The sequence below is a fragment of the Delftia tsuruhatensis genome, from assembly GCF_903815225.1.
Lineage (GTDB): Bacteria > Pseudomonadota > Gammaproteobacteria > Burkholderiales > Burkholderiaceae_C > Comamonas > Comamonas tsuruhatensis_A.
This window is the reverse complement of sequence record NZ_LR813084.1, coordinates 3,762,489-3,787,652: the sequence shown is the minus strand read 5'-3', so window position 1 is coordinate 3,787,652 and position 25,164 is coordinate 3,762,489. Positions and strand designations below refer to the sequence as shown.

General features: G+C 67.5%; 24 protein-coding genes. 18 read left to right on the top strand and 6 right to left on the bottom strand.

Going from position 1 to position 25,164, the window contains the following annotated elements; translation table 11 throughout:
* The 3 genes from L1Z78_RS17180 (at position 1) to L1Z78_RS17170 (ending at position 3,931) form a co-directional block, all read left to right on the top strand.
* Positions 1–1,023 carry a microcin C ABC transporter permease YejB gene (locus L1Z78_RS17180; protein WP_234637600.1) on the top strand — a complete coding sequence of 341 codons (1,023 nt, stop codon included), beginning with the start codon at positions 1–3 and terminating at the stop codon, positions 1,021–1,023.
* 92 nt (positions 1,024–1,115) lie between these two features.
* Positions 1,116–2,249: an ABC transporter permease gene (locus L1Z78_RS17175; protein WP_418921631.1), complete on the top strand. Its 1,134-nt coding sequence runs from the start codon at positions 1,116–1,118 to the stop codon at positions 2,247–2,249.
* On the top strand, positions 2,246–3,931 hold the full coding sequence (locus L1Z78_RS17170) for an ABC transporter ATP-binding protein (protein ID WP_234637598.1): 1,686 nt from the start codon (positions 2,246–2,248) through the stop codon (positions 3,929–3,931). The genes L1Z78_RS17175 and L1Z78_RS17170 overlap by 4 nt, the downstream gene beginning before the upstream one ends.
* 9 nt (positions 3,932–3,940) lie before the next feature.
* Here the strand turns inward: L1Z78_RS17170 and L1Z78_RS17165 are convergent, their stop codons facing one another.
* Entirely contained in the window at positions 3,941–4,552 is a 612-nt protein-coding gene (locus tag L1Z78_RS17165; protein ID WP_234637597.1) for a lipocalin family protein, read from the bottom strand.
* Positions 4,553–4,807: 255 nt separating this feature from the next.
* Between L1Z78_RS17165 and L1Z78_RS17160 the strand changes: the two genes are divergently transcribed.
* On the top strand, positions 4,808–4,969 hold the full coding sequence (locus tag L1Z78_RS17160; protein WP_234637596.1) for a hypothetical protein: 162 nt from the start codon (positions 4,808–4,810) through the stop codon (positions 4,967–4,969).
* 116 nt (positions 4,970–5,085) lie between these two features.
* Here L1Z78_RS17160 and L1Z78_RS17155 read toward each other — a convergent pair whose 3' ends face one another.
* Both L1Z78_RS17155 and L1Z78_RS17150 read right to left on the bottom strand, forming a co-directional pair.
* Positions 5,086–5,409: a chaperone modulator CbpM gene (locus L1Z78_RS17155; RefSeq protein ID WP_234637595.1), complete on the bottom strand. Its 324-nt coding sequence runs from the start codon at positions 5,407–5,409 to the stop codon at positions 5,086–5,088.
* Entirely contained in the window at positions 5,406–6,401 is a 996-nt protein-coding gene (locus tag L1Z78_RS17150; protein ID WP_234637594.1) for a DnaJ C-terminal domain-containing protein, read from the bottom strand. Before L1Z78_RS17150 ends, L1Z78_RS17155 begins: the two co-directional genes overlap by 4 nt.
* Positions 6,402–6,575: 174 nt before the next feature.
* Between L1Z78_RS17150 and L1Z78_RS17145 the strand changes: the two genes are divergently transcribed.
* From L1Z78_RS17145 to typA, 9 genes are all read left to right on the top strand, one after another.
* Positions 6,576–7,379, top strand: coding sequence for a c-type cytochrome (locus L1Z78_RS17145; RefSeq protein ID WP_234637593.1), 804 nt, complete (start codon positions 6,576–6,578; stop codon positions 7,377–7,379).
* 35 nt (positions 7,380–7,414) lie between these two features.
* Positions 7,415–8,725: a cytochrome c gene (locus tag L1Z78_RS17140; protein WP_234637592.1), complete on the top strand. Its 1,311-nt coding sequence runs from the start codon at positions 7,415–7,417 to the stop codon at positions 8,723–8,725.
* 9 nt (positions 8,726–8,734) lie between these two features.
* Positions 8,735–9,136: a thioredoxin family protein gene (locus tag L1Z78_RS17135; protein WP_234637591.1), complete on the top strand. Its 402-nt coding sequence runs from the start codon at positions 8,735–8,737 to the stop codon at positions 9,134–9,136.
* A 249-nt stretch (positions 9,137–9,385) separates the two neighbouring features.
* Entirely contained in the window at positions 9,386–9,964 is a 579-nt protein-coding gene (rimP, locus tag L1Z78_RS17130; RefSeq protein ID WP_234637590.1) for a ribosome maturation factor RimP, read from the top strand.
* Positions 9,965–10,047: 83 nt separating this feature from the next.
* Positions 10,048–11,535, top strand: coding sequence for a transcription termination factor NusA (gene nusA / locus L1Z78_RS17125; protein ID WP_234637589.1), 1,488 nt, complete (start codon positions 10,048–10,050; stop codon positions 11,533–11,535).
* 23 nt (positions 11,536–11,558) lie between these two features.
* Positions 11,559–14,423 (top strand): translation initiation factor IF-2, encoded by a 2,865-nt coding sequence (gene infB, locus L1Z78_RS17120; protein ID WP_234637588.1) that lies wholly within the window; start codon positions 11,559–11,561, stop codon positions 14,421–14,423.
* A gap of 6 nt (positions 14,424–14,429) precedes the next feature.
* Positions 14,430–14,801 carry a 30S ribosome-binding factor RbfA gene (rbfA, locus tag L1Z78_RS17115; RefSeq protein WP_234637587.1) on the top strand — a complete coding sequence of 124 codons (372 nt, stop codon included), beginning with the start codon at positions 14,430–14,432 and terminating at the stop codon, positions 14,799–14,801.
* A 4-nt stretch (positions 14,802–14,805) separates the two neighbouring features.
* On the top strand, positions 14,806–15,771 hold the full coding sequence (gene truB / locus L1Z78_RS17110; RefSeq protein ID WP_234637586.1) for a tRNA pseudouridine(55) synthase TruB: 966 nt from the start codon (positions 14,806–14,808) through the stop codon (positions 15,769–15,771).
* Between the two features lie 23 nt (positions 15,772–15,794).
* Complete coding sequence (gene typA / locus L1Z78_RS17105; protein ID WP_234637585.1) at positions 15,795–17,624, top strand: translational GTPase TypA; 1,830 nt, start codon at positions 15,795–15,797, stop codon at positions 17,622–17,624.
* 102 nt (positions 17,625–17,726) lie between these two features.
* Here typA and L1Z78_RS17100 read toward each other — a convergent pair whose 3' ends face one another.
* The gene (locus L1Z78_RS17100) at positions 17,727–18,617 is read right to left on the bottom strand and encodes a LysR family transcriptional regulator (protein ID WP_234637584.1); all 891 of its coding nucleotides are present in this window, start codon (positions 18,615–18,617) and stop codon (positions 17,727–17,729) included.
* 109 nt (positions 18,618–18,726) lie between these two features.
* On the opposite strand from L1Z78_RS17100, the gene L1Z78_RS17095 reads away from it, so the two are divergent.
* The 4 genes from L1Z78_RS17095 to L1Z78_RS17080 all read left to right on the top strand — a co-directional run bounded on the left by L1Z78_RS17095 (position 18,727) and on the right by L1Z78_RS17080 (position 22,697).
* Positions 18,727–19,899: a CaiB/BaiF CoA transferase family protein gene (locus L1Z78_RS17095; RefSeq protein WP_234637583.1), complete on the top strand. Its 1,173-nt coding sequence runs from the start codon at positions 18,727–18,729 to the stop codon at positions 19,897–19,899.
* A 1-nt stretch (position 19,900) separates the two neighbouring features.
* The gene (locus L1Z78_RS17090) at positions 19,901–20,458 is read left to right on the top strand and encodes a MaoC family dehydratase (RefSeq protein WP_234637582.1); all 558 of its coding nucleotides are present in this window, start codon (positions 19,901–19,903) and stop codon (positions 20,456–20,458) included.
* Positions 20,442–21,461: a Bug family tripartite tricarboxylate transporter substrate binding protein gene (locus tag L1Z78_RS17085; RefSeq protein ID WP_234637581.1), complete on the top strand. Its 1,020-nt coding sequence runs from the start codon at positions 20,442–20,444 to the stop codon at positions 21,459–21,461. Before L1Z78_RS17090 ends, L1Z78_RS17085 begins: the two co-directional genes overlap by 17 nt.
* Before the next feature lie 144 nt (positions 21,462–21,605).
* Entirely contained in the window at positions 21,606–22,697 is a 1,092-nt protein-coding gene (locus tag L1Z78_RS17080; protein WP_234637580.1) for an enoyl-CoA hydratase/isomerase family protein, read from the top strand.
* A 146-nt stretch (positions 22,698–22,843) separates the two neighbouring features.
* Here L1Z78_RS17080 and L1Z78_RS17075 read toward each other — a convergent pair whose 3' ends face one another.
* Positions 22,844–23,509, bottom strand: a complete 666-nt coding sequence (locus L1Z78_RS17075; protein WP_234637579.1) for a TetR/AcrR family transcriptional regulator — start codon at positions 23,507–23,509, stop codon at positions 22,844–22,846.
* Positions 23,510–23,639: 130 nt separating this feature from the next.
* Here L1Z78_RS17075 and L1Z78_RS17070 point away from each other — a divergent pair, with 130 nt between their 5' ends.
* Positions 23,640–24,335 carry a DAPG hydrolase family protein gene (locus L1Z78_RS17070; RefSeq protein WP_234637578.1) on the top strand — a complete coding sequence of 232 codons (696 nt, stop codon included), beginning with the start codon at positions 23,640–23,642 and terminating at the stop codon, positions 24,333–24,335.
* 15 nt (positions 24,336–24,350) lie between these two features.
* Here L1Z78_RS17070 and L1Z78_RS17065 read toward each other — a convergent pair whose 3' ends face one another.
* Positions 24,351–25,163: an anti-sigma factor family protein gene (locus L1Z78_RS17065; RefSeq protein WP_234642198.1), complete on the bottom strand. Its 813-nt coding sequence runs from the start codon at positions 25,161–25,163 to the stop codon at positions 24,351–24,353.
* Position 25,164: the final 1 nt, after the last annotated feature.

Sequence of the window (25,164 nt, the reverse complement as noted above, 5' to 3'; positions counted from 1 at the left end):
ATGTGGGCCTACATACTCAAACGCTTGCTGCTGATGGTGCCGACCCTGCTGGGCGTGCTGCTGCTGACCTTCGTGGTCGTGCAGTTCGTGCCGGGCGGCCCCGTGGAGCAGTACCTGGCCGAGGCCAAGGCCGGCGTCGGTGCCGAGGGCGGGGGCATGGCCTACCGGGGAGCGCAGGGCGTGGATCCCCAGCGCATCGAGCAGATCAAGGCGCTGTACGGATTCGACAAGCCGGCCCATGAGCGCTTCTGGCAAATGCTGGGCCAGTTCGCGCGCTTCGACCTGGGGCGCAGCTTCTTCCAGAACAAGGATGTCTGGCAGCTCATCAAGGAGAAGCTGCCCGTCTCGGCGAGCCTGGGCCTGTGGACCTTTTTCATCAGCTACCTCGTGGCCGTGCCGCTGGGCATCGCCAAGGCGGTGCGGGCGGGCTCGCGCTTCGATTTCGTGACCACGCTGCTCATCCTGATCGGCTATGCGATTCCCGGCTTCGTGCTGGGCGTGGCGCTGCTGGTGATCTTCGGCGGCCAGTTGCAGTGGTTTCCCCTGCGCGGGTTGACCTCCGCCAACTGGGATGAGCTGTCCTGGGGCGCGCGCATCGTGGACTATCTGTGGCACGTCGCGCTGCCGGTGACGGCCATGGTGGCCGGCAGCTTCGCGATCACGGCCATGCTGACCAAGAATGCCTTCCTGGAGGAAATCCGCAAGCAGTACGTGCTGACGGCGCGCGCCAAGGGCCTGTCCGAGCGGCAGGTGCTCTATCGCCATGTGCTGCGCAATGCGCTCATCCCCATCGTCACGGGTTTTCCGGCGGCCTTCATCGGCGCCTTCTTCACGGGGGCGCTTCTGATCGAGACACTGTTCTCGCTGGACGGGCTGGGCCTGCTCAGCTATGACAGCGTGATCCGGCGCGACTACCCCGTGGTGCTGGGAACGCTGTACCTGTTCACGCTGATCGGCCTGGTGACCAAGCTGGTCAGCGATCTTTGCTATGTGTGGGTGGATCCGCGTGTACGGTTTGACTAGGTACCCCCTGGGCGGCTGGTACTGGCTCCTCCCTGCGGTCTCCGGCCCGGGCTGCGCCGGTCTCGAAGGCTTCACATTCTTGCCGGGGCGACATGGACACTGAGATGCAATCCGTTGCGATTTCGGGGGCGGGGGGGGCTGTGGCCACCGCGTCTGCCCCGCTGGCGGTGGCCGCGGCGTCACCGGCGCGGCGGGCCTGGCTGCGGTTCAAGCGCAACCGGCTGGGCTACTGGAGCCTGGTCGCGTTCTGCGTGATGGTCGTGCTGAGCCTGGGGGCGGAACTGATCAGCAACGACAGGCCGCTGGTCGTGCGCTACGAGGGGCAGACCTACTGGCCCTTGTGGAATGACTATCCCGAAAAGACCTTCGGGGGAGATTTCGAGACAGCCACGGACTACCTGGATCCCTTCATCCGCGATCGCCTGCGCCAGGGCGGCAACTGGGCGCTGTTCACGTTCAATCCCTACGGGCCGCAGGCCCTGAACTACTTCGCCACGCTGCCCAACCCGGCGCCGCCCTCGCGCGAGAACCTGCTGGGCACCGATGACCGCGGGCGGGATCTGCTGGCCCAGCTGATCTACGGTTTTCGCGTGAGCGTGCTGTTCGCGCTGGCGCTGACGGCCTCGGGCGTGGTGCTGGGGGTGGTGATGGGGGCCATCCAGGGCTTTTTCGGCGGCAGGATCGACCTGGCCTTGCAGCGGTTCATCGAGATCTGGAGCTCCATGCCCGAGCTGTACCTGCTCATCATCTTCAGCGCCGTGCTGGCGCCCAGCGTCTCGCTGCTGCTGGTGCTGCTGTCGCTGTTCGGCTGGATGGGCTTGTCGGACTACGTGCGCGCCGAGTTTCTGCGCAATCGTCAGCTGGACTATGTGAAGTCGGCGCGCGCGCTGGGCGTGGGCAATGGCGCCTTGATCTGGCGCCATCTGCTGCCCAACAGCATGACGCCCGTGGTGACCTTTTTGCCGTTTCGCATGAGTGCGGCCATCCTGGCACTGACCTCGCTGGATTTCCTGGGACTGGGCGTGCCACCCGAGACACCCAGCCTGGGCGAATTGCTGAATCAGGGCAAGAACAGCATCGACGCGTGGTGGATCTCGCTGTCCACCTTCGCGGTGCTGGTGCTGACCCTGCTGCTGCTGACCTTCATGGGCGATGCGCTGCGCGATGCGCTGGACCCGCGCAAGGCGGCCACCAGCGACGCGGCCGACGGCAAGGAGCCTGCATGAATACCGTGCAGCCCGCGATGGAGGCCGCGCCGATGGCGCGGGCCAGGACCTTGCTGTCGGTGCGCAACCTGCGCGTGCGCTTTGGCGGCAAGGAGGTGGTGCACGGGGTGAGCTTCGATCTGGCCGTCGGCGAGAAGCTGGCGCTGGTGGGGGAGTCCGGTTCGGGCAAGACCATCACGGCGCTGTCCCTGCTGCGGCTGGCCGGCGATGCGCAACTGGCGGGGCAGGCCCTGTTCGATGGCCGGGATCTGCTGCGCCTGCCGGAACGCGAAATGCGGGGGGTGCGTGGCGGCGACGTGGCCATGATTTTCCAGGAGCCCATGACCGCCCTCAATCCGTTGATGACCGCGGGTGAGCAGGTGGGCGAGGTCCTCCGGCTCAAGCAGGGCCTGTCGCGCAACCAGGCCATGGCCCAGGCGGTCGAGCTGCTGGCGACCACGGGCATTTCCGAGCCGGTGCGCCGTGCCCGGGCCTTCCCCCATCAGCTCAGCGGCGGCCAGCGCCAGCGGGCCATGATCGCCATGGCGCTGGCCAGCAATCCCAGGCTGCTTCTGGCGGACGAGCCCACGACGGCGCTCGATGTCACGCTGCGCGGCCAGATCCTCCGGTTGCTGGATGATCTGCAGCGCCAGACCGGCATGGCCGTGCTGATGATCACCCATGACCTGCACCTGGTGCGGCGTTTTGCCGACCGTGTGGCCGTGATGGAGCGGGGGCAGCTGGTGGAGCAGGGCGAGGTTGCGGCGGTCATGGCGTCGCCGCGCCATGTGTATACGCGCAGGCTGCTGGCCAGCGCGCCACGCCGCGATCTGGTCGAGGCGCAGATGGGCGGGCAGGGCCCGGCTCCCGAGGCGCTGGTGCGGGCGCAGGCCCTGAAGGTCAGCTATCCGGTGCCCCTGGCTGGCGTGCGAGGATGGTTCGGCCAGGGCCGGTTCGTGGCCGTGCAGTCGGCCGATCTGGCACTGTTGCCCGGACGCACCGTCGGCGTGGTCGGCGAGTCGGGGTCGGGCAAGTCCACGCTGGCCCAGGCCGTGCTGGGTCTGCTGCCGCACGAGGGTGAGCTGCGCATCGCGGGTCAGGCATGGCAGCAGCCGGCCATGCGCAATTCGCCGGCCAACCGGGCACTGCGGCGCAAGGTGCAGGTCGTGTTCCAGGATCCGTACTCCTCCCTGTCTCCCCGGCTGACGCTGGAGCAGATCGTTGGCGAAGGGCTGAGGGTGCACGCACCGGAGCTGACGGCGCAGCAGCACCGCGGCCGTGTCGTGGACATGCTGTCCGCCGTGGGCCTGACGCAGGAGCAGTTCCCGGGCCTGCTGGAGCGCTATCCCCATGAATTTTCCGGAGGCCAGCGCCAGCGCATCGCCATCGCGCGGGCCCTGGTGCTGGAGCCCGAGGTGCTGGTGCTCGATGAACCCACCAGCGCGCTGGACGTGACCATACAGCAGCAGGTGCTCGCGCTGCTGCAGCGGCTGCAGCGCGAGCACGGCCTGGCCTATCTGCTCATCACCCACGATGTGGATGTGATCCGCGCCATGGCCCATGACGTGGTGGTGATGAAGGATGGTGCCATCGTCGAATCCGGGCCCGTGGCCCAGGTGCTGGGGGCGCCGCGTCAGGCCTATACCCGGCGCCTGGTGGAGGCTGCGGGCTTCACGGGCGACGGCATGCCCGAGGGGTTCTGAGGACCCGGGCTACCAGCTGCCCGTGGGATTGACCCCGTCCTGCAGCACCCACTGGACCTTGTCCACCGGCACGCCGAGCAGCCTGGCCTGGGCCAGCAGGCGGGCGGCCACGCCATCGGCGAGCTGCGGGGTGCGCGACAGGATCCAGAAATAGCGCAGGTCCGAGCCCACCACCATGGCCCAGCGGTAGTCGGTATCGAGGGCCACCACGTTGTAGCCCCCGTAGAAGGGGCCGAAGAAAGACACCTTGAGCGCCGCGACATCCGGACCCCGCACGGTGCGGGCCTTGCCCTCGGCGGACTTCCAGCGGCGGTGCCGCGCATCGTAGCCGCGGTTGAGCACGTGCACGCTGCCGTCGGGCAGTGCCGTGTATTCGGCCTGGGTGCGCTCCAGCCCCTTCTCGAAGCCATGTTCCAGGCGCGCCACTTCGTACCAGCGACCCATGTAGCGCCGTATGTCCCAGTCGCGCACCGGCTCCACCCCCTGTGGTATGGGGGGCGGGCGCAGGCCTTTCCACAGCAGCGCCGCGGCGGCTGTGCCGACGGCCAGGCCGGCCGGCAGCATCCAGCCCGATCGCCTGGAGGATGAGCGGATATCTGGGGAGGGTGGACGGGATGACATGGTGCGGAACTCCGTGTTCAGGCAAGCCTGCATGCGTGCATGCCACAGGGGCCTTGTGCGCTTGGCTGCGTGCTCCTACTTTAGGACAGAATGCCGGTCTGCGTTGTAGGCCGGCGCTGCCAGCGCATGGCCTTGTGCGCGCGGCGCAACGCTGCAGCTTTCCCTATGCCGGAGCAGGCCATGTGTTTTTTCGTGCGCGCCCCTGCAGGTCTATGGCCTAATTGCGTGTTCTCACTTTTTGAAGAAGGAAATGCCATGGGCAACAAGATCGTTACCGAAGCCGACCGCAAGTTCACTCCCCAGCCTCCCCTGCCCAACGGCGTCACCCTGCCCACGCACGGCCGTGGCCAGCGCGTGAGCCGCGCCCGTGGCGCGCACACCCATACCAAGAAGAACCCCGGCAAGCGTCACCGCTGAGCACGGCGGGTCGCCGGCATCGCGCATGCGCATGCGGTGATCAGGTTCCGAGACAAAAGCCCTCGAAAGAGGGCTTTTGTCTTTTCCGCAGGCCCACGGCGGGGCGCAGTGCATTTTCAGTGCTGCAAGGCCTGGAGCTTGCGGCGCAGCATCTGCACTTCCTCGATCAGATCGGTGGTCAGCGCGGCCAGTTGGGGGTCGGCGTCGAAGCTGTGCTCCAGGTGGGCAATGCGGCGCGCGCGCACCAGCGTCTGGCTGCTGAAGCGCCAGGAGGTGGCTTCCGCAGATGCCTGGCTGTCGCAGGTGAGCACGCCGGTCTGCACATGCTCGATCACCCAGGCGGTGTTGCGCTGGCAGTGGCGCGCCAGATCCTGCAGGTCCAGCGCATCCTCGCCCAGCAGTTCGGCGGGCTCGTAGAAGGGGTAGGAATGCGTGCTCATCGAGAGGCTCCTTGGCCCGTGCCTTGCCGGCGGGCGTCGAAAGAGGGAAAGGCCTGGGCCAGGCTGGCATAGGCCTGGCGCTGTGCATCGGTCTGTGCCTCGGGCAGCGCGATGCCCAGAACCAGGTACAGGTCGCCGGGCGTGGCGGCGGGAAGGCCCTTGCCCTTGATGCGCAGCTTGCGGCCCGGGCGGCTGCCTGCCGGTACGCTGACCTCGAATTCGCCGGCGATGGTGGACATCCGGACCGCGCCCCCCAGCGCGGCTTCCCAGGGAGCCAGGGCCACGTTCTGGTAGACATCCTTGCCCTCTGCCCACCAGCGGGGGTCATGGCGAAGGTGCACCTCCAGCAGCAGGTCGCCTGCGGGGCCCTTGCCAAGGCCCGCGCCTCCCTGGCCGGCCAGACGGATCATCTGGCCTTCGCGCACGCCCTTGGGGATGCTGACCTGCAGCTCCTTGTCCCGGGCCACCACCTGGCCGTCGTCATCGATGGCCGTGGTGCGCAGGTGCAGGCTGCGCTGGGCGCCACGATAGCTGTCCATCAGGTCCAGCTCGATGCTGGCATGCTGGTCCTGGCCGCGCATGTCGGGCGGCTGGCGGCCTTGGCCGCCGGTGTCTGCCTGCCGAGCCCGGGCCGCATGGCCGAACATCTGCGAGAAGAAGTCGCTGAAATCCGCATCCCCTTCGGGTGCCGCGCCACGCCCGCCGCGAAAGTGGAAGTCCTGGTTCTCCCAGCCGGGTGGCGGCTGAAAGCCTCCCGTACCTGTGGTTCCCCGGCGCGGACCATCGGCCAGTGCATCGTAGGCCGCGCGTTTTTCGGGGTCTGACAGCACGGCATTGGCCTCGTTGACTTCGGCCATGCGCTGGGAGGCATCGGCCTCCTTGCTCACGTCGGGGTGGTATTTGCGTGCCAGCTTGCGATAGGCCTTCTTGATCTCATCGGTACTCGCGCCCCGGTCCAGTCCCAGGATGCGGTAATAGTCCTTGTAGTCCATGTATTTCCGTCCTCCGGCCCTTGTGGGCGATGTTTCGGACAAGCCTGGCCACAGCATAGCCCGCCCATGCCAGGGTCTCAACCGATGGGCTTTGGCCCGGTGCTTGTCCACACTCATCTTGTGACGGGTTCACTACATTCGCGCGTCGGCAGGGCGCAACAGGAGGCGTCGGACATGGATCATGGCAGTCGATGGTGGTCTGGGGGATGGCGGGCCGTGCTGGCGGCATGGATGGCCGCGGCCGGATGCGCAGCGGTGGCGCAGCCCGGGCCGTCGCTGTCGGGCGCGCCGGACGTGGAACTGCCGCCGGCCATCGTCAGCGCGCCGCTGCCCGAGGTGGGCTCCATGGCCGCCAGGGTGCTGGCCTGCACCGCCTGTCACGGCCCGCAAGGCCGTGCCACGCCCGGCGGTTATTTCCCCCGCATCGCCGGCAAGCCGGCGGGGTATCTGTACCGACAGCTCAAGAACTTCCAGCAGGGACGCCGCAGCTATCCGGCCATGAACCGGCTGATCGAGTTCATGTCGGATGACTATCTGCGCCAGATCTCCATGCACTTCGCGGGGCTGGAGCTGCCCTATGCGCCGCCCGTGCCGGCGGCACTGCCGGCTTCGGAGCTGGCCCGTGGCGAGCAACTGGTGCTGCGCGGCGACGAGCAGCGGGGCCTGCCTGCGTGCGCCTCCTGCCATGGCAGCCGGCTCATGGGGGCGGGCGAGGACATCCCCGGCCTGCTGGGCCTGTCGCGCGACTACCTGAACAGCCAGATCGGCGCCTGGCGCTCCGGGCAGCGCAAGGCGGCGGCGCCGGACTGCATGGACCAGGTGGCCAGGGCATTGACACCCCGGGAGGTGGTGGCGGTCACCGCGTGGCTGGCCTCGCGCCCCGCCCTGGCATCCGGCGGGCATGAGGCCGTGCGCCAGCCCCTGCCGCTGCGTTGCGGCGCCGTGCAGGCCTTGGCTGGCCGGGAGGGCCTGCCATGAAGGTGCACCCGAGGAAACAGCGAAGACGCGGAGGAATGCGTGGCCGCTGGTCGATGGCCGCGGTGGCCTGGCTCGGATTGGCCGGATTGGCCGTGCTTGGCGCGTTGCTGGCATGGCTCAATCTGCGGGGGGAATACGGTGTGCATGCCTACGGATACGGCGGGGGCGGCGGGGAGGCGGAGCCCGTGGCTGCCCTCGTGGAGCGCGGCGCCTACCTGGCGCGGGTGGGCAATTGCGTCGGCTGCCATACGGCGGCCGGGGGCGTGGAATATGCCGGTGGCCGGGGGCTGCCCACCGCGTTCGGCACGTTGTTCACCAGCAATCTCACGCCAGACGAGGAGACGGGCCTGGGCAAGTGGAGCGCGCAGGATTTCTGGCGTGCGCTGCACAATGGCCGCTCACGGGACGGGCGCCTGCTGTACCCGGCCTTCCCGTATGACAGCTACACCCACGTGACGCGGGCGGATTCGGACGCCCTGTTCGCCTATCTGCGAAGCCTGCCCCCCGTGCGTGCGCAGGCGCCAGGCCATGCGCTGCAATTTCCCTATGGATGGCAGGGCGCGCTAGTGGTCTGGCGCGCACTGTTCTTCACGCCGCAGGAGTGGAAGGAGCAGGTGCAGCATCCGCAGGCATGGAACCGGGGGCGCTATCTTGCCCAGGGGCTGGGGCATTGTGCCGCCTGCCATGCACCACGCAATGCCTGGGGGGCCGTGGGGCAGGCGCTGACCGGGGGGGTCGTGGCAGGCCAGTCCTGGTATGCACCCTCTCTGCTGGATCCGGCGCAGGCCGGTGTGCAGGCGGGCCGCGATTCGGCCTGGATGCAGGTGCTGCAGGCGGGGTCGGGGCCTTCGGGATCCGCCCTGGGGCCCATGGCCGAGGTCGTGGCCCGCAGCACCCAGCACTGGCAGCCGCAGGATCTGCAGGCCCTGGCCTCCTATCTGCAAGAACGTGGCGCCGCCGCGGTTGGGGGGGCTGAGGGCGGCCACGCGATCGCCGCGCCGTCGCCCGGGTCCATGGTCCTGGGGCAGAAGCTGTATGAACAGCAGTGCGCGGTCTGCCATGGCTCCCGGGGGCAGGGCACGGCAGGGGCGTTTCCCGCCTTGGCCGGCAATGCCACCGTGACCATGGCCGAGCCGCGCAACCTGCTGCTGGTGCTGCTGGAGGGGGGCTACCCGCCTTCGACCCGGCTGCAGCCGCATCCGCACGGCATGCCCCCGTTCGGTCATGTGCTGTCGGACGCCCAGGTGGCGGCCGTGGCCAACTATGTGCGCAACGCCTGGGGCAACAAGGCGGCGGAAATCGGTACCATGGAGGTTTACCGCGCCAGGGAAGGGCGCGGCTTCTGAGAGGTTTTCATGGATCCAATGGCCGGCACGCTGCCGGACGAAAGCGATGCCGCCTGCCCCTGGTGGGTGGTCTGCCTGTGCGCGCAGTGGTGCGGCGTGTGCAATCAGTACCGGGCCACCTTCGAGCAACTGGCCACCCAGTTCCCGCAGATGCGCTTCATCTGGCTCGATGTCGAGGACCGCGAGGATGTGGCCGGTGACCTCGATATCGAGACCTTCCCCTCGCTGCTTGTGGCCGATGGCGAACGGGCGCGCTTTCTGGGGCCCGTGCTGCCCCAGCCGGCGGTGGTGACGCGCATGCTGCAGTCGCTGGCGCAGGACCCCGGTGCCGGCCCCGCCGACCCGGCCGAGGCCCAGGCCCTGCTGGCGCGCCTGCGTTCGGCGCAGGCGCTGGACCATCTCGGTGCCTGAGTCCTGGGTCGTGCTGCCCGGCACTGTGCCTGCCTTTGTGCGAGGCGGACTTGGCCGCAGGGCGGTTTGAGAGTACAATGCCACATTCACGACCAAACGGGCGGGTACTCACCGCCCTTTTTTTTTGGGCGATCTTCGGGCGACCTTCGGGATTGCCCTGGGGCTCGGCGCTGTTGAGGGCATGGCTTTCGCCATGATTTCAGGGGCGTTCCGGGTCTTTTGTGTTGGCAGGACTGAATTTAAATACACGTGGCACTACAGCAAATCGTTGAACAAACCGTGACAGGTCTGGGCTATGACCTGGTGGAAATAGAACGCTCCGCGGGCGGGCTGTTGCGCGTCACAATTGATTTGCCTTGGCAGCCTCCGGTGGAGGGCGAGCCGGTGCTGCCGGAGCAGTTCGTGACGGTGGAGGACTGCGAGAAGGTCACGCGCCAGCTGCAGTTCGCCCTCGAGGTCGATGGCGTGGACTACACGCGCCTGGAGGTTTCTTCCCCGGGTATCGATCGCCCCCTGCGGCACGAGCAGGACTTCATCCGCTTCACCGGGGAAGTCATCGACCTGACCCTCAAGGAGCCCATGGGGGCCGCAGCCGGCGGGCAGGTCAGTGCCAATCGCAAGAAATTCCGCGGCACGCTGGAGCGCGCCGAAGATGGTGGCTGGCAGATCGTCTGGAGCGACGAGCCGCCGGTCAAGCCTGGCCAGAGGGTCAGCAAAAAGCGTGTTCCCGCGCCGCTGCAGGCGCTGGGCTTCACGCTGGAGGAGCTGCGCGAGGCGCGCCTGGCTCCCCTCGTGGATTTCAAGGGACGTTCTGCCAAGCCTGTCTGAGCGGGGCCGGGTACGTCGGATCATTGGGGCAAGAAGGGCATTGCCGCCCCCTTCTTGTGTGATTGAAATAGGAGAGTCGTCGCATGAATCGCGAACTGTTGATGTTGGTAGAAGCCATTTCGCGCGAAAAGAACGTGGAGCGCGATGTGGTGTTCGGTGCAGTGGAATCGGCCCTGGCCCAAGCCACGAAGAAGCTGTACCAGGGTGAAGTGGACATCCGCGTGGCCATCGATCGCGACAGCGGTAACTACGACACCTTCCGCCGCTGGCTGGTGGTGCCCGATGACGCGGGCCTGCAAAACCCCGATGCCGAGGAAATGCTGATGGATGCGCAAGACCGTGTCCCCGGTATCTCCGAAGGCGAGTACATCGAGGAAGAGATCGAATCCCTGCCCATCGGCCGCATCGGTGCCATGGCGGCCAAGCAGGTCATCCTGCAGAAGATCCGCGATGCCGAGCGCGAGATGCTGCTCAACGAGTTCCTGTCCCGTGGCGACAAGATCTTCACCGGCACCGTCAAGCGCATGGACAAGGGCGACATCATCGTGGAGGCCGGCCGCGTCGAGGGGCGCCTGCGCCGCAACGAGATGATCCCCAAGGAAAACCTGCGCAACGGCGACCGCGTGCGCGCCATGATCATGGAGGTGGACGCCACGCTGCGCGGCGCCCCCATCATCCTGTCGCGTTCCGCGCCGGAGTTCATGGTCGAGCTGTTCCGCAATGAAGTGCCCGAGATCGAGCAGGGCCTGCTGGAGATCAAGAGCTGCGCCCGCGATGCCGGCAGCCGCGCCAAGATCGCCGTGCTCAGCCATGACAAGCGTGTCGATCCCATCGGCACCTGCGTCGGTGTGCGCGGCACCCGCGTCAATGCCGTCACGAACGAGCTGGCTGGCGAGCGTGTGGACATCGTGCTGTGGTCCGAGGATCCCGCGCAGTTCGTGATCGGCGCCCTGGCTCCGGCCAACGTGTCCTCCATCGTCGTGGACGAGGAAAAGCACGCCATGGACGTGGTGGTGGACGAGGAGAACCTCGCCATCGCCATCGGCCGTGGCGGCCAGAACGTGCGCCTGGCTTCCGAGCTGACCGGCTGGAAGATCAACATCATGGACGCTGCCGAGTCCGCGCAGAAGCAGGCGGACGAGTCCGCCGTGGCGCGCCAGCTGTTCATGGAAAAGCTCGATGTGGACGAGGAAATCGCCAACATCCTCATCGAGGAAGGTTTCGAGACCCTGGAGGAGGTGGCCTATGTGCCCCTGCAGGAAATGCTCGAGATCGAGTCGTTCGACGAAGAGACGGTGAACGAGCTGCGCAGCCGTGCCAAGGACGCACTGCTGACGCAGGAGATCGCACACGAGGAAAACGTGAGCAAGGTGTCGCAGGATCTGCTGACGCTCGAGGGTATGACTGCGGAGATCGTGGACAAGCTGGCCCAGGCCAATGTGCACACCCGTGACGATCTGGCCGATCTGGCCATCGACGAGTTGACCGAGCTGACCGGGCAGACCGAGGAACAAGCGAAGGCTTTGATCATGAAGGCGCGTGAGCACTGGTTCACCGAAGGGCAAGAGTAAGGTCAGGGAGGTTCAGAGCATTTATGTCCAGTAATACGGTTGCCGAGTTTGCAAGAGAGCTCAACAAGACCCCTGACACGTTGCTGCAGCAGCTCAAGGCTGCGGGCGTCGCCAAGGACAACGCATCGGATGCGTTGACCGACACCGACAAGCAGCAACTGCTCAGCCATCTGCAGGCCAGCCACGGAAGCGGCGCCAAGAAGATCACGCTGACCAAGCGGTCCACGAGCGAGATCAAGCAGGCCGACGCTTCGGGCAGGGCCCGCACCATTCAGGTGGAAGTGCGCAAGAAGCGCACCTTCATCAAGCGTGACGAAGCCGCCGATGGCGCCTCCGACCCCGCTGCCAAGGCGGCTGCCCAGGAGCAGCGCGCGGCATCGGAGCGCGAGTCCCAGGATCTGGTGCGTCGCGAAGAGGAAGCACGTCGCCAGGCCGAGATGATCGGTCGCCAGGAGGAAGAATTGGCACAGCAACGCCGGGAGCGCGAAGAGCGCGAGCAACGCGAACAGCGCGAGCGCGAGGCCGAGGAACGCGCGGCCGCCTACGCCGCCGCCGAAGCGGCCAAGATCGCCGAGGCCACCCGCGCCAAGCAGGAGGCATCGCGCGAGCAGGCCGCCGGCCAGGCCGCGCGCGCCGAGGCCCAGGCTGCGGCCCGCGCCAAGGCCGAGGAAGAATCCAGGGCCCGCGCGGCCGAGGAAGCCGAGCGCGCCAAGGACCTGGAAGACCGCCGCCGCAAGGCGCTGGCCGAGGCCGAGGCCATCCGCGCCATGATGGCTGCTCCCAAGAAGGTGCTGGTCGCCAAGAAGCCCGAAGAGCCCAAGCCCGCAGCCAAGCCTGCGGCCCCGGCTGCGGGCGACGCCAAGAAGTCCACGCTGCACAAGCCCGCCGGCGCGACCACGGGTGGTGCAGGCGCGCGCACCGGTGGCGCGCCCGCTGGCGGCGGCAAGGAAGTCAAGTCCGCCAAGCTTTCGTCGAGCTGGGCCGGCGATGGCAAGAAAAAGGAAATCAAGACCCGTGGCGACAGCTCCGGTGGCGTGGGCGGCCGTGCCAACTGGCGTGGCGGCCCACGTGGCGGGCGTCGCGGCAATGACCGCAATGAAGGCCAGCAGCAGCACGCCGCGGCGGAGTTCCGCGCCATCGAGGTGCATGTGCCCGAGACCATCACCGTGGCCGAGCTGGCGCACAAGATGTCGGTCAAGGCTTCCGAGCTGATCAAGGTGCTGATGAAGATGGGCCAGATGGTCACCATCAACCAGCCCCTGGACCAGGACACGGCCATGATCGTGGTCGAGGAGATGGGCCACACCGCCAAGGTCGCCGCGCTGGACGATCCCGAGGCCTTCACGGCCGAGGAAGTGTCCCACCAGGAAGCCGCGCTAGAGTCGCGTGCCCCCGTGGTCACCGTCATGGGCCACGTGGACCACGGCAAGACCTCGCTGCTGGACTACATCCGCCGCACCAAGGTCGCGTCGGGCGAAGCCGGCGGCATCACCCAGCATATCGGCGCCTACCATGTGCAGACGCCGCGTGGCATCGTCACCTTCCTGGACACTCCGGGCCACGAGGCCTTCACGGCCATGCGTGCCCGTGGCGCCCAGGCCACCGACATCGTCATCCTGGTGTGCGCGGCCGACGACGGCGTGATGCCCCAGACCAAGGAAGCCATCAAGCACGCGAAGGCGGCAGGCGTTCCCATCGTGGTGGCCATCACCAAGGCCGACAAGCCCGATGCCAATCCCGACCGCGTCAAGCAGGAGCTGGTGGTCGAGGAGGTCGTGCCTGAAGAGTATGGCGGTGAGTCGCCCTTCGTGGCCGTGTCCTCCAAGACCGGCCAGGGCATCGACGAACTGCTCGAGCAGGTGCTGCTGCAGGCCGAAGTGCTGGAGCTGACGGCGCCGGTGGAAGCCGCCGCCAAGGGCATCGTGATCGAAGCCCAGCTGGACAAGGGCCGCGGCCCCGTGGCCACGGTGCTGGTGCAGTCCGGCACGCTGAAGGTGGGCGACGTGGTGCTGGCTGGCCAGACCTATGGCCGCGTGCGCGCCATGCTGGACGAGGACGGCAAGCAGACCAAGTCCGCCGGCCCTTCCATCCCGGTGGAGATCCAGGGTCTGTCCGACGTGCCCCAGGCCGGCGACGACTTCATGGTGCTGCAGGACGAGCGCCGCGCCCGCGAAATCGCGACCTACCGCGCAGGCAAGTTCCGCAACACCAAGCTGGCGCGCCAGCAGGCTGCCAAGCTCGAGAACATGTTCGCCGAAATGGGCGCGGGCGAGGTCCAGACCCTGCCCATCATCGTCAAGGCCGACATGCAGGGCTCGCAGGAAGCGCTGGGCGCATCGCTGCTCAAGCTGTCCACCGATGAGATCCGCGTTCAGCTGGTCTACTCGGGCGTGGGCGGCATCAGCGAGTCCGACGTCAACCTGGCGTTGGCCTCCAAGGCCATCATCATCGGCTTCAACGTGCGTGCCGATGCCCAGGCCCGCAAGACGGCCGAGAGCAACGACGTGGATCTGCGCTACTACAACATCATCTACGACGCCGTCGAAGAGGTGAAGGCAGCCATGTCCGGCATGCTGGCGCCCGAGCGCAAGGAAGAGATCATCGGCATGGCCGAGATCCGCACCGTGTTCGTGGCCTCCAAGATCGGCACCGTGGCAGGCTCGTACATCACGCAGGGCCAGGTCACGCGCAATGCGCATTTCCGCCTGCTGCGCGACAACGTGGTCATCTACACGGGCGAGATCGAATCGCTCAAGCGGATGAAGGACGACGTCAAGGAAGTCAAGGAAGGCTTCGAGTGCGGTATCAAGCTCAGGAACTACAACGACATCCGCGAAGGCGACATGCTCGAAGTGTTCGAGATCAAGGAAATCGCGCGCTCGCTGTAATCGACGATGGCAACACGCAAGTCCGCTGCGCCCAACCGCAGCTTCAAGGTGTCCGACCAGATCCAGCGTGATCTGGCGGAACTGATCGCGCGCGAGTTGAAGGACCCGCGCGTGGGCATGGTCACGCTGCAAAGCGTGGAGGTGACTCCGGACTATGCCCACGCCAAGGTCTACTTCAGCCTGCTCGTGGGCGATCCGCAGGCCACGCAGGATGCATTGAACCAGGCCGCTGGCTTCCTGCGCAACGGCCTGTTCAAGCGCCTGCACATCCACACCGTGCCCACGCTGCACTTCATCTACGACCGCACCACCGAGCGTGCGGCCGACATGAACGCCTTGATCGCCAAGGCCGTTTCCTCGCGCGGGAAGGAAGAGTAGCCCCATGAACGCGCCACGCACAAGGGTGCAGCGGCGCCCTGTGCATGGGGTGTTGCTGCTCGACAAACCGCTGGAGCTGTCCAGCAACGATGCCTTGCAGAAGGTCAAGTGGTTGCTGCGCGCCGAAAAGGCCGGACACACCGGCACGCTGGACCCGCTGGCCACCGGCGTGCTGCCGCTGTGCTTCGGCGCGGCGACCAAGTTCAGCCAATTGCAGCTGGAAGCCGCCAAGACCTACGAGGCGATCGCGCGCCTGGGCCAGACCACGACCACGGCCGATGCCGAGGGCGAGGTGCTGCGCGAGCGCGTCGTCGACCCTGCCGGCCTCACGGCCGAGAGGCTTGCCGCCGTGCAGGCGCAGTTCACGGGTGCGATCCGCCAGGTGCCGCCCATGTACAGCGCGCTCAAGAAGGACGGCAAGGCCCTCTACGAGTACGCGCGTGCCGGCATAGCGATCGAGCGTCCGGCGCGCGATGTGACCATCCACGCGCTCGCGCTGTCGCTCACGCAGGACGGCGAGGGACGGCCCGCCCTCAAGATGGTGGTGACCTGCAGCAAGGGAACCTACATCCGCACGCTGGCCGAGGACGTGGGCGAGGCCCTGGGCTGCGGAGCCCACCTGCGCGCGCTGCGCCGCATCGACACGGGCGGCCTGGGCGTGGAGCGCTGCATCTCGCTGGAGGCCCTGGCCGCCATGGACGAGGACACGCGCATGCGCCAGCTTCAGCCCTGCGATGCCCTGCTGGCCAGCCACACGGCTGTCACGCTGGGCGAGCAAGATGCGGCCCGCTTTCTCACGGGCCTGCCCCGCAAGGGGCCCTGGCCCGATGCCGAGGCGGTGGCCGTGTACGGTGAGCGCCCGCAGGCCCTTCTCGGCGTGGGCCGCGTGGTGCGCGGGGAACTCATCCCCGGGCGCCTGCTCAGTTCACTGGAAATTCAACAGATCTTGGAAGACACGCCGCGCCCCTGACGCTGCGGCATTGGGAAAACACTATGAGCACACAAATCCGCAATATCGCGATCATCGCCCACGTGGACCACGGCAAGACCACCATGGTGGACCAGCTGCTGCGCCAATCCGGAACCTTCGCCGAGCACGAGAAAGTCGTGGATACGGTGATGGACAACAACGCCATCGAACGCGAACGTGGCATCACCATCCTGGCCAAGAACTGCGCCGTGAGCTGGAAGGACACGCACATCAACATCCTCGACACGCCCGGCCACGCGGACTTCGGCGGCGAAGTGGAGCGTGCCCTGTCCATGGTGGACGGCGTGGTGCTGCTGATCGATGCGCAGGAAGGTCCCATGCCCCAGACGCGCTTCGTGACCAAGAAGGCCCTGGCCCTGGGCCTGAAGCCCATCCTCGTGGTCAACAAGGTGGACAAGCCCGGCGCGCGCCCCGACTACGTGGTCAACGCCGCCTTCGACCTGTTCGACAAGCTGGGCGCCACCGACGAGCAACTGGACTTCCCGGTGGTGTACGCCTCGGGCATCAACGGCTGGACCTCGCTGGAAGAGGGTGCTCCGGGCGAGCAGTGGGGCCCCGACATGTCGGCCCTGTTCGACACCATCCTCAAGCACGTTCCCTCGGTCAAGGGCGATCCGACCGCTCCGCTGCAGATGCAGATCTCGGCACTGGACTACTCCACCTTCGTGGGCCGTATCGGGGTGGGTCGCATCACCTCGGGCACGCTCAAGCCTTCGACCGACGTGCTGGTCATGGAAGGTCCGGACGGCAAGAGCTACAAGGGCCGCATCAACCAGGTCCTGAAGTTCCAGGGCATCGACCGCGTGCAGGTCACCGAAGCCGGCCCCAGCGACATCGTGCTGGTCAACGGCATCGCCGATCTGGGCATGGGCGTCACGTTGACCGACCCGCAAAACCCCCGGCCCCTGCCCATGCTCAAGATCGACGAGCCCACGCTGACCATGAACTTCTGCGTGAACACCTCGCCGCTGGCGGGCCGTGAAGGCAAGTTCGTGACCAGCCGCCAGATCTGGGACCGCCTGCAAAAGGAATTGCGCTCCAACGTGGCCCTGCGCGTCAAGGAAACCGACGAGGACGGTATCTTCGAAGTGTCCGGCCGTGGCGAACTGCACCTGACCATCCTGCTGGAGGAAATGCGCCGTGAAGGCTACGAGCTGGCCGTGTCCAAGCCCCGCGTGGTCTTCCGCGACGTGGACGGCGTGCGCCACGAGCCCATCGAACTGGTGACGGCCGACATCGAGGAAGGCCACCAGGGCGGCGTGATGCAGGCCCTGGGCGAGCGCAAGGGCGAGCTGGTCAACATGGAGCCCGATGGCCGTGGTCGTGTCCGCCTGGAATACCGCATTCCCGCGCGTGGCCTGATCGGCTTCACCAACGAATTCCTGAACCTGACCCGTGGTTCCGGCCTGATCTCCAACATCTTCGACAGCTACGAGCCGCACAAGGGCGACATCGGCGGCCGCAAGAACGGCGTGCTGATCTCCATGGACGAAGGCGAGATCTTCACCTACGCCCTGGGCAAGCTGGACGACCGCGGCCGCATGTTCGTCAAGGCCAACGATCCCGTGTACGAAGGCATGATCATCGGCATCCACAGCCGTGACAACGACCTGGTGGTCAACGCCACGCGTACCAAGCAGCTGACCAACTTCCGCGTGTCCGGCAAGGAAGACGCCGTGAAGATCACGCCCCCGATCGACCTGTCGCTGGAATACGCGGTGGAATTCATCGAGGACGACGAGCTGGTGGAAATCACACCGAAGAGCATCCGCGTGCGCAAGCGCCACCTGAGCGAGAACGAGCGCAAGCGCGCTGCACGCGAAAACGCGTAAGCGCACAGGTGCCTCGGGCACCCATGGCATGACCGCCATGACGAGCAAAGGCCGCCTCCGTGCGGCCTTTGTCTTTGGCGGCGCATACCGGTGGCGTCGCCTTCAGGGCGCCAGCCGCTGCAACAGCGCGAGCAGGTGCCTGGCCGTAGCCACCGGCTGGCGCTGGTTGAGCGCCAGCGCCAGCCCGATGGCGGGCAGGTTCTCGGCGTCCGCCAGGTGGCGGAACACCACGCCTGGCGCACCGGCCTTGGCCACGACGGCCGGAACCAGGGCCACGCCCAGGCCCGCGCCCACCAGGCTGACCAGGGTCTGGGCCTGCACGGCATGCTGCTTGACCTGGGGCATGAAGCCCGCCTGCTGGCAGGCCAGTACCACCAGGGCATGCAGGCCGGGGACCTCGCCGGGGCGGTAGTTGATGAAGGGCTGGCTTGCCAGATCGCGCAGGCGCAGCCCGGGCTGTCGCGCCAGGGGATTGCCTTCGGGCAGCACGGCCACCAGTTCGTCTTTCTCTATCGGCGTGATGGCCAGTTCCGTGGCCTGCGTCACCGGATAGCGCAGCAGGCCGGCATCGAATTCGCCGCTGGCCACCTGCATGCAGATCTCGCGCGTGGTCGATTCGGTCAGCACCAGGTCGATCAGCGGGTACTGGGCTCGAAAGGCCTGCACCAGCCGGGGAATCAGCGAGAAAGTGGCCGAACCGATGAAGCCCATGTGCAGACGTCCGCGCTCGCCGCTGGCCGTGGCCTGGGAGACTTCCTGCACCTGGCGCGCATGGTGCAAGGCCTGCTCGGCACTCTCCAGCGCCGCCAGGCCGGCCTCGGTCAGCGCCGTGCCACGCCGGTCGCGCTGGAACAGCTGCACACCCAGGCTGTCCTCGAGCCGGCGGATGGACTGCGACAACGGTGGCTGGGACATGTGCAGCTGCTCGGCCGCCTGCCGGTAGTTGAGCGTGCGGGCCAGGGTGACGAAGTGGCGCAGTTGGCGCAGGTCCATTGATATGCCTTGTGTATCAGCGGTGCCGGATTAAGTCTTGGACGCAATCTGCAAGATATCAAATACTGGCGCCCATGTCGCAACATGGGAGACCACAGTGCAGGCTGCGTTGACCGGGATTCGGGTGCTGGATCTGTCCAGCGTGGTGTTCGGGCCGCTCGCCAGCCAGGTGCTGGCCGACTACGGCGCCGAAGTCATCAAGATCGAGCCGCCGGCTGGCGACTCCACGCGCCACACCGGCCCGGCCGTCGAGCCCGGCATGGCCGCCATGTTCATGGGCACCAACCGCAGCAAGAAAAGCGTGGTGCTGGACCTCAAGCAGGAGGAATCGCGCCAGGCCCTGCACGCGCTGCTGGCCACGGCCGACGTGTTCATGCACAGCATGCGGCCGCAAAAGCTGGCCCCGCTGGGCCTGGACCCCGATACGCTGCGGGCCCGCTATCCGCGCCTGGTCTATGCGGGCCTGCACGGCTTCGGCGAGGACGGTCCCTACGCCGGCCTGCCGGCCTATGACGACGTGATCCAGGGCATGAGCGGCCTGGCCGACCTGATGGAGCGCCAGACAGGCCAGGCCCGCTACCTGCCCACCATCGCCGCCGACAAGACCTGTGGTCTGGTGGCCGCGCATGCCGTGCTGGCGGCGCTGTTTCAGCGCGAGCGCCGCGGCCAGGGCTGTTTCGTGGAAGTGCCCATGTACGAGACCATGGTGGGCTTCAACCTGGTCGAGCATTTCTACGGCATGCATTTCAGCCCGTCGCTCAGCGGCGCAGGCTACCCGCGTGTGATGGCGTCCTGGCGCAAGCCCTACAGGACGCTGGACGGCCATGTCTGCATGATGCCCTACACCGACGCGCACTGGCAGCGCTTCTTCGCCGCCGTGGGACAGCCGCAGCTGGCGCAGGATCCGCGCTTTGCCAGCCAGGCCAGCCGCACGGCCCACATCGCCGAACTGCTGGAGACCGCGGGCGAGCATGTGGCCCTGCACGGGACCCAGCACTGGCTCGATACCTGCCAACGCCTGGAGATTCCCGCTGCCCCGGTGGCTCGCATGGATGAGCTGCCTGCCGATCCGCACCTTCAGGCCACGGAGTTCTTCGTGTCGCTGCAGGACCCCGCCATGGGCACCGTGCGCCTGCCTCGCTCATCCGTGCGCATGGATGGCCGGCAGGCACCGATGGGCATGCCGCCACGCCTGGGCGAGCACACGGCTGTGCTGCTGGCCCAGGCGGGCTGGAGCGCCGAGCGCATCGCCGGCCTGCAGATCACACGACAGGAGACATGAGATGACAGTGAACACTTCCCAGGCCTGGAACGCCGTCCCCCGCATGGGCCAGGGCTTCTTCTGGCAGGACCTGAGCGTCGGCCAGCAGCTGCGCACCTTCCGCCGTACCGTGACCGAGGCCGACCTGGTCGCCTTCATCAATGCCACGGGCATGCTGGAGGCCATCTTCATCGAGGAAGGCTACGACGGCGGCGCCATCACGGGCCGCCCCGTGCCGGGCGCCATGACCTATGCGCTGATCGAAGGCTTCATCCTGCAAAGCATGATCCAGGGCACGGGCCTGGCCATGCTGGAGCTGCAGCAAAGGATCCTGGGACCCGTGCGGGTGGGCGACAGCATCGAGGCCCTGGTCGAAGTCACCGCCATCAAGCCCACCTCCAAGGGCAACCGCGCCGTCGTCACCTCGCGCATCGAGGTCTTCAACCAGGGCCATCAGAAGGTCATGGAGTACACGGCCGTGCGCCTGCTGGCCGGGCGCGGCCAGCCGCCGGGGCACGGCAGCCCTGCGGCACAGATTCCCATAACGACACCAGGAGACAAGCATGGACAGGACAGCTGACAAGGTATCCGGCGCGAGAGGGCGCCGCAGGGCACTGGCCGCGGCCGCGGCATGTGTGGCAGGGGTGGCAGGGGTGGCGCTGCCCGGTGCGGCCCTCGCGCAGCAGCCCTGGCCGGCCAGGCCGATCACGCTGATCGTGCCCTTTCCCCCGGGCGGACCCACCGACCTGGTGGCGCGCGTGCTGGCCCAGCAGGTGGGCCATCAACTGGGCCAGACCGTGGTCGTGGACAACCGGCCCGGTGCCAACGGCAACATCGGCAATGCCCTGGTGGCCAAGGCAGCCCCCGATGGCTATACCGTGCTCTACAACACCTCGTCCATCGCGCTGAGTCCGTCGCTGTACAAGAAGATGAGCTACGACGTGGGCAAGGACCTGATGCCCGTGGCGCTGACGGCCGTGGTGCCGCTGGGCCTGGTGGTCAACCCAAAGCTGCCCGTGAACACCGTGCAGGAGTTCGTGCGCCATGCCAGGGAGAGGTCCGGCCAACTGTCCTACGGCTCGGCGGGCAACGGCAACGTCACGCACCTGGCGGCCTTCCAGGTGGTGCAGCATTACCAGATCGAGGCCAGTCATGTGCCCTACAAGGGCAGTGCGCCGGCCGACGTGGACCTGGTGGCGGGGCAGATCGACTTCATGACCGACACCATCAACTCGGTCGCGCCCTTCATCAAGGAGGGGCGGCTCAAGCTGCTGGCCGTGAGCTCGGCCAGGCGCCTGCCCAACTTCCCCGATGCGCCCACGCTGGCCGAAAGCGGCATGTCCGGCTTCGAGGCTGGTGCCTGGCAGGGCGTGATGGTGCCGGCGAAGACGCCCGCCGCCATCGTGCAGCGGCTCAACCAGGAGCTGATGCGTGCGCTCAAGGACCCGGGCGTCGTCGAGAAACTGCAACTGCAGGGCGCCGAGGGCCTGGGCTCCACGCCCGAGGAGTATGGCAGCTACATCCGCAGCGAGATCAAGCGCTGGGCTGCTGTGGTCAGGAGCACGGGCGTCGCGCTGGACTGACGGAGCCTTCGCCTGCCAGGCCCTGTCGCGCAGTTGCGCGAATTGCCACCTGTTTGTCAGGGGTGGACGTGGTTTTTCAGCTATGGTTGCGGCTCATCGCCCCGGGATACCGGGGCAGGCATGCATAGCAACAAGGAGCAAGATATGACGGGAGCTGCCGGCGAAGTCCTCAGCGAAGTACGGGGCCGCATGGGCATGATCACCTTGAACCGGGCCAAGGCGCTGAATGCGCTGTCCCTGGGCATGGTGCGCGATCTGCTGGCCACGCTGCTGGCCTGGCAAAAGGACGAGCAGGTGCTGGCCGTGGCCATCCGCGGCAACGGCAAGGAAGGCCCCTTCGGCGCCTTCTGCGCGGGCGGGGACATCCGATTCCTGCATGGCGCGGGCAGCACGGGCAATCCGCAGCTGGAGGACTTCTTCACCGAGGAGTACGCGCTCAACCACCTGATCCACAGCTTCGGCAAGCCCTACATCGCCTTCATGGACGGCATCGTCATGGGCGGCGGCATGGGCATCAGCCAGGGCGGCACGCTGCGCATCGTCACCGAGCGCACCAAGATGGCCATGCCCGAGACGGCCATCGGCCTGTTCCCCGATGTAGGTGGCGGCTACTTCCTCTCGCGCTGCCCCGGTCACACGGGTGAGTGGCTGGCGCTGACGGGCGATGTGATAGCCGCTGCCGACGCGCTGGACTTCGGCCTGGCCGATGGCTACCTGCCCTCGGGCGAGCAGGCCGCGCTGTGGGATGCGCTGGCCGGCGGCAGCTTTGCCGACGCGGCGGCCGTGGAGGCGCTGGTGCGTTCCCGGTTCACTGCGCCCGCCGCGGTCGCGGCCCAGCCCCGCGCCGAGATCGACCGCTTTTTCGCGCTGCCCACGGTGCCGGCCATCGTTGCGGCCCTGGAGGCCGCCGACGGCGACTGGGCCCGGCACACGGCGGCCACGCTGCGCAAGCGCTCGCCGCTGATGCTGCACGTGGTGCTGGAGCAGATCCGCCGCGCGCGCGGCATGACGCTGGCCGAGGACCTGCGCATGGAGCGCGACATGGTGCGCCACTGCTTTTACCTGCGCCCGGGCCAGAGCGAGACCGTCGAAGGCATCCGTGCCCTGGCCGTGGACAAGGACCACAGCCCGCGCTGGAACCCGGCGCGCATCGAGGACGTGCAGGAGGCGCAGTGGCGCGCCTTCTTCGACAGCCCCTGGCCCGCGCATTCGCACCCGCTGGCGGCGCTGCGCTGATCGCGGCGCTGCCTCCGGGCGCTTGCGCACAAGGCCGTCCGGTGCATGCCGGGCGGCCTTTTTTCATCGCCGGGCCGCCCCAAGATGAAAATCCCCCCTCGGGGGCAGCGGACCTTGCGCAGCAAGGGCAGCGTGGGGGCCAGTTTTCATTCCATGGGGAGCGGCTCCAGGGTGCAGGCCTGTCCTGCCAGCAGGCGCACGGCGCTGTCGATGCGGGGTCCCGGATCCCACTCGGGCACGGGAGGAGTCAGGCCCAGCGCCATCTGCCGAAGCGGCTCGGCGATGGCCATGGACAGCAGCAGGTCGCAGACCAGCCCGGGCTCCTCGGCCCGCAGCATTCCCCTGGCGCACTGGCGGCGCAGCCAGTCCGCCAGCATGGCACGGCCGCGTTCTATGCCGTTGCGCTGGTAGATCTCCAGCAGGTCCGGCTTGGCGGGGAAATCGGTGGTGAGCAGGCGAAACAGGCCCACGGCCTCGGCGCTCAGCACGCGCTGCGCGATCTCCCGCAGTATCGCGGCCAGCACAGGGGCCACTTCGGCGGCCGAGCGGGCATCGGCGGCCAGGGCCGGGCCGAAGCCGTCGGTCCAGCTGCGCACCACCAGGCCCACCAGATCCTCGCGATGGGCCGCGAAACGGTAGAGGGTCTTCTTGGCCAGCCCCGCGCGCCGGGCCACGGCCTCCATGGTCGTGGCGGCATAGCCCTCGTGGAGCAAGAGCCAGGTGGCCGCCGCCACGGCGGCATCGCAGGCCTCGTGGTCGGGCCGGGCCGGCCGGCCGCGTGGGCGGGCAGGGGGAGTGATTGCGGGTTCCATTCGGTCTCGGGTTCGGCATGACCGCGGGATGCGGTGCTGCCTCGGCATGCATTATCCATAATTTGGAAACGATGATCGTTTCTTTAATGTACGATGGCCTCTCCTCATCCACCCCGAACTGGGCAAACCCATGAACGACAACGCCTTCGAACCCGATATTTCCGCCATCGATGAGCTGCTGCACATCACGCCCCTGCGGCTGGAGACCGGTATCCATCGATTGCCCAGCGGCTGCCTGGTGGTGGCCTGCCGCACCGACCTGCATGGCTGCAGTGGCCGCATGCTGGACTGGTGGTTCAAGTTCTTCGAGACCACGCAGCACATCAAGTGGTGGCATCCGCACGACCACATCGCGCACCGCGGCTGGGATGCGCGGTGGAAGAAGGGCGAGAGCTACATAGGCGCCAGCATCGAGGCCGTGGAGTCCCTGGCCGACATCCCGCCCGTGGCGGCACGGCTCAAGTTCCACGACCCGCGCGAGCTGTTCGATCCGGTGCAACTGGAACAGGCCTTTGCCGAAAAGCGTGCCTCGGCTGCCGTCTATGCACGCATCGGCTTTGGCGAGCATGTGCAGCTCGACGCCCAGGGCGATCCCCTGGATGGGCAGATGGTGCATCTGGCGCGCGATACACCCTTCGGCTGTGTGCTGCGCAGCCGCTTCCTGCTGGGCAGCTCCTGCACGGACCCCGCCACCGAACTGCCCGATGCGCTGGGACTGGGCCTGCTGCGCCATTGCTACACGGAGTTCACCTACCTGTCGCGCTTCCTGCCCTCGCTGTATTACGGCGAACATGGCAATGGCGAGGCGGCGCCGCTGCCCTGGTAGTCGCGTCCCCAGGCTTCAAAGCTGCTGGTGCACGACCGTGGCCAGCTGTAGCAGCCGGTTGCGTGGCAGTGCACCGCTGAGGGCATAGCCGAAGCCCTGGTCCACCCAGTAGAAGCTGGGCACGGGGCCGTCGCTGCTGAAGCGGAAGGCGGTTTCGCCGCGCGCTGCCGGCTCGTCCAGTGCGCCCAGGTACAGGGTGATGCGCTCGCCTGCCGCGTCCTGGTACATGAACTGGGCGCGTGCGCCGCTGTCGCCGGGCAGCAGGCGGCCGCCGACCAGCTCGTAGCCCAGGCCGGACAGTTCGGGCAGCTTCAGTGGCCGGCCCAGGCGCTTGGACAGCCACTGCAGCAGATGCGCCTGCTGGGCCGCATCGACTTCGACCGGATGGCGCTGCTCGGGCTGGTAGACCGCATGGGCGACGGCTGCCTGGTGGGCGAAGCGGGCAGGCGTGGCGGCCGCCAGCGTGGCGCCGTTGGAGGGCATGGCAGGAGAGGCCTGCTGTCCATGCACCAGCCAGCCCAGGCCGAAGGCCAGCAGCCAGCCCGCGGCCATGCCGCCCCAGCGCCACCATTGCCGCTGGCGCTGGTGGAGTGCCTGCAATTGCCGGGCGGCGGCCTGCATTTCCCTGGGCATGGGCGTTGTGTCCTGGGCGGCATGCAGGGCGCGCAGCAGCTGGCGCTGGTGCCTCCACTGTTCCACGCGGGCCGCGCTGTCCGCGTCCAGTTGTGCGTGCAGGGCCTGGGCTTGCTGCGGCGGCAGCCGGCCATCAGCCAGCGCGTGCAGCTGTTCATCCGAAACGGGGGGCGCAAGAGGGGGGGGTGGGCGCAGT

Bases quoted from the DNA above. Each gene is read 5' to 3' on its own strand.
- L1Z78_RS17180 (WP_234637600.1), top strand. From the start codon at position 1: ATGTGGGCCTACATACTCAAACGCTTGCTGCTGATGGTGCCGACCCTG.
- L1Z78_RS17175 (WP_418921631.1), top strand. From the start codon at position 1,116: ATGGACACTGAGATGCAATCCGTTGCGATTTCGGGGGCGGGGGGGGCT.
- L1Z78_RS17170 (WP_234637598.1), top strand. From the start codon at position 2,246: ATGAATACCGTGCAGCCCGCGATGGAGGCCGCGCCGATGGCGCGGGCC.
- L1Z78_RS17165 (WP_234637597.1), bottom strand. From the start codon at position 4,552: ATGTCATCCCGTCCACCCTCCCCAGATATCCGCTCATCCTCCAGGCGA.
- L1Z78_RS17160 (WP_234637596.1), top strand. From the start codon at position 4,808: ATGGGCAACAAGATCGTTACCGAAGCCGACCGCAAGTTCACTCCCCAG.
- L1Z78_RS17155 (WP_234637595.1), bottom strand. From the start codon at position 5,409: ATGAGCACGCATTCCTACCCCTTCTACGAGCCCGCCGAACTGCTGGGC.
- L1Z78_RS17150 (WP_234637594.1), bottom strand. From the start codon at position 6,401: ATGGACTACAAGGACTATTACCGCATCCTGGGACTGGACCGGGGCGCG.
- L1Z78_RS17145 (WP_234637593.1), top strand. From the start codon at position 6,576: ATGGATCATGGCAGTCGATGGTGGTCTGGGGGATGGCGGGCCGTGCTG.
- L1Z78_RS17140 (WP_234637592.1), top strand. From the start codon at position 7,415: ATGCGTGGCCGCTGGTCGATGGCCGCGGTGGCCTGGCTCGGATTGGCC.
- L1Z78_RS17135 (WP_234637591.1), top strand. From the start codon at position 8,735: ATGGATCCAATGGCCGGCACGCTGCCGGACGAAAGCGATGCCGCCTGC.
- nusA (WP_234637589.1), top strand. From the start codon at position 10,048: ATGAATCGCGAACTGTTGATGTTGGTAGAAGCCATTTCGCGCGAAAAG.
- infB (WP_234637588.1), top strand. From the start codon at position 11,559: ATGTCCAGTAATACGGTTGCCGAGTTTGCAAGAGAGCTCAACAAGACC.
- rbfA (WP_234637587.1), top strand. From the start codon at position 14,430: ATGGCAACACGCAAGTCCGCTGCGCCCAACCGCAGCTTCAAGGTGTCC.
- truB (WP_234637586.1), top strand. From the start codon at position 14,806: ATGAACGCGCCACGCACAAGGGTGCAGCGGCGCCCTGTGCATGGGGTG.
- typA (WP_234637585.1), top strand. From the start codon at position 15,795: ATGAGCACACAAATCCGCAATATCGCGATCATCGCCCACGTGGACCAC.
- L1Z78_RS17100 (WP_234637584.1), bottom strand. From the start codon at position 18,617: ATGGACCTGCGCCAACTGCGCCACTTCGTCACCCTGGCCCGCACGCTC.
- L1Z78_RS17090 (WP_234637582.1), top strand. From the start codon at position 19,901: ATGACAGTGAACACTTCCCAGGCCTGGAACGCCGTCCCCCGCATGGGC.
- L1Z78_RS17085 (WP_234637581.1), top strand. From the start codon at position 20,442: ATGGACAGGACAGCTGACAAGGTATCCGGCGCGAGAGGGCGCCGCAGG.
- L1Z78_RS17080 (WP_234637580.1), top strand. From the start codon at position 21,606: ATGACGGGAGCTGCCGGCGAAGTCCTCAGCGAAGTACGGGGCCGCATG.
- L1Z78_RS17075 (WP_234637579.1), bottom strand. From the start codon at position 23,509: ATGGAACCCGCAATCACTCCCCCTGCCCGCCCACGCGGCCGGCCGGCC.
- L1Z78_RS17070 (WP_234637578.1), top strand. From the start codon at position 23,640: ATGAACGACAACGCCTTCGAACCCGATATTTCCGCCATCGATGAGCTG.